Annotated in this window: 2 protein-coding genes and 1 pseudogene; 2 read left to right on the top strand and 1 reads right to left on the bottom strand. The window is 50.9% G+C overall.

The window, feature by feature from the left end; all coding sequences use genetic code 11:
• Positions 1 to 614 (top strand): hypothetical protein (locus AC27E8_RS06625; protein WP_487098631.1); only part of this gene is annotated, 614 nt, incomplete at its 5' end.
• Here the strand turns inward: AC27E8_RS06625 and AC27E8_RS06630 are convergent.
• A complete protein-coding gene (locus AC27E8_RS06630; protein ID WP_487111396.1) occupies positions 611 to 841 on the bottom strand; it encodes a helix-turn-helix domain-containing protein in 231 nt (76 codons plus the stop codon). The genes AC27E8_RS06625 and AC27E8_RS06630 overlap by 4 nt on opposite strands.
• Before the next feature lie 341 nt (positions 842 to 1,182).
• On the opposite strand from AC27E8_RS06630, the pseudogene AC27E8_RS06635 reads away from it, so the two are divergent.
• Positions 1,183 to 1,455 (top strand): annotated as a pseudogene (locus AC27E8_RS06635) (hypothetical protein); the annotation flags it as partial.

Genomic DNA, 1,455 nt, shown 5'->3' on the forward strand with positions numbered 1-1,455 from the left:
CACCTATCTGGAGAACGATTCTCAATGATGCGCTGTCGTCGTCCTTTTCTATCGGTGTAGCAGTTGTTTTATCACGATGGGGGGATAAACGCATGAAGAACAAGGTGAATATTCATCTGCTTCGTAAACAAGTCATCGAACCCGCCTATCAGATCGTCCGATATTATGCTCATCCGGCGAGTACACCCGCCTTCCCAATATTGGACCAAGAAAAGTTCGATCAGGATTGGGAAACTTCCTTCGAAAAAATCCAGGATCTTGTCCGGAAACAGGTTGGACTCTTGGACTACTGGGATATTCTTTCGTGCCTGTATCCTCCAAGTGATCAGCGCAAACGGAAGAAATTTTTCGCGAAGATGTGTCGGCGCATCCTTGCGCTTTACGACGATCCGCCACGCAAAGGACCAGTGTATCTGTCACCGAATCGGTCGATGTTGAGGTTTGTTTGGTGGAACCACGAACCGCAGATCCCTATGCGGTATAAGTTGGCTCGCGCAGGGATGATCTTAGGCAGTTGGCTTGAACGCTATGCAAAGATTGCTATTCTTCTTGCGCTTATCGTGGAGTTCGTGTTGACAGGTATGGCTTTGTGGAAATTTTATCATCATGGTTAATCGAGTTCGTGGGATGAGGAATTGCGCTCTCTCAGCAAGCGCTCTACGGACTCTCGACAAATCCGGTGATGGCCATGCGAATGGAGTCGGTATGACTCAAGTTTTCCGTTGCGGATAAGCGCATGGAGTTCTTGATAGGTGCGAAGTCCCAGTAACCGCATGGCTTCTCCGGCTGTGATCCAGTCGCATGGCAAAGTCGTTCGCCTCCCAGCAGGAACACAGAGCAACTATTCTCGCCTCCAATATAACACAATATTCCTGCTGTGGAGTGGATGGGAGGATTCGTTGCGGGGTCAGGCACTCCACTCGGGGATCGTCTGGAGTGCCGAGACAATCATCATAGCACCACCCACTGCGCAATGCCTGACACATGGAGCAGTGGGTGGTGCGGAGGTGAGATGGCTTGCATGGCAAGTATAACACAGTCATGCTTAAATGATTATTGGTGATTCGAATGAGTTCCAAACATCCCTAATACAGTATTGCAAATTTAATCCACACATCATATACTAAAATCAGGATAGTGAATATCATCCAAATTGAGATAGAGCATGAAGGGGTGAGTACGATGAAGAAGGATTTCTGGAAGACCGCACTGGCGCTTACGGCGGCCGCACCCATCGCAGTGCTTGGACCGACAGCGCTGGCTGCGCAGCAGACGACGCAGTACAAGTATTACCCGACGGTGGTTGTGGTCAACGACGTGCCGCAGAGTACGCCGGAGCATATTGTCGCGCCGGATCCATTCGGTGGCGGCAATGGGCAGGCGACGTCGTTCTTGCCGATCTATTACGTGGATAAGGCCCTGGCGCAGCTCGGGATCCGCGCGGAGTGGAACGGC

This window comes from Alicyclobacillus sp. CIJ1, from assembly GCF_057538885.1.